The following is a 1,127-nucleotide window of genomic DNA, read 5'->3' on the forward strand; positions in this document are numbered from 1 at the left end:
GCTACGACGCCGGCGCCGACGGTACGACCGCCTTCACGGATAGCGAAGCGCAGACCGTCTTCCATTGCGATGGTCTTGATCAGGGTAACAGTCATCTGAATGTTGTCACCTGGCATTACCATTTCAACGCCTTCCGGCAGTTCGCAGTTACCGGTCACGTCAGTAGTACGGAAGTAGAACTGAGGACGGTAGCCTTTGAAGAACGGAGTGTGACGACCGCCTTCTTCCTTCGACAGAACGTAGACTTCTGCGGTGAACTTGGTGTGCGGCTTGACCGAACCTGGCTTGACCAGAACCTGGCCACGCTCAACGTCGTCACGCTTGGTACCACGCAGCAGAACGCCGCAGTTCTCGCCAGCACGGCCTTCGTCCAGCAGCTTGCGGAACATTTCGACACCGGTGCAGGTGGTGGTCGAAGTTTCACGCAGACCAACGATTTCCAGCGGATCCTGAACGCGGACGATACCACGCTCGATACGACCGGTAACAACGGTACCACGACCCGAGATCGAGAATACGTCTTCGATCGGCATCAGGAACGGCTGGTCAACGGCACGAACTGGCTCAGGGATGTAGGCATCCAGAGTTTCTACCAGCTTCTTGACAGCGGTAGTACCCATTTCGTTGTCGTCTTTGCCTTCCAGGGCCATACGAGCCGAACCGATGATGATCGGGGTGTCGTCGCCTGGGAAGTCGTAGGTGGACAGCAGGTCGCGAACTTCCATCTCGACCAGTTCCAGCAGCTCAGCGTCGTCTACCAGGTCAGCCTTGTTCAGGAAGACCACGATGTAAGGAACGCCTACCTGACGGGACAGCAGGATGTGCTCACGGGTTTGTGGCATCGGACCATCGGCGGCCGAGCAAACCAGGATCGCGCCGTCCATCTGGGCAGCACCGGTGATCATGTTCTTCACGTAGTCAGCGTGACCTGGGCAGTCAACGTGAGCGTAGTGACGAATGTTCGAGTTGTACTCGACGTGAGCGGTGTTGATGGTGATACCGCGCGCTTTTTCTTCCGGAGCCGAGTCGATCTTGTCGAACTCAACGACTGCCGAACCGAAAACTTCGGAGCAGACGCGAGTCAGAGCTGCGGTCAGAGTGGTCTTACCGTGGTCAACGTGGCCGAT

The 1,127-nt window shown here is 57.3% G+C and carries 1 protein-coding gene; it reads right to left on the bottom strand.

What is annotated here, in order from left to right; all coding sequences use genetic code 11:
- A partial coding sequence (gene tuf, locus M2S36_RS24885) for an elongation factor Tu (RefSeq protein WP_333958016.1) occupies positions 1 to 1,127 on the bottom strand: 1,127 nt, incomplete at both ends.

The sequence above is a fragment of the Pseudomonas sp. SF2 genome, assembly GCF_036858055.1.
Taxonomy (GTDB): domain Bacteria; phylum Pseudomonadota; class Gammaproteobacteria; order Pseudomonadales; family Pseudomonadaceae; genus Aquipseudomonas.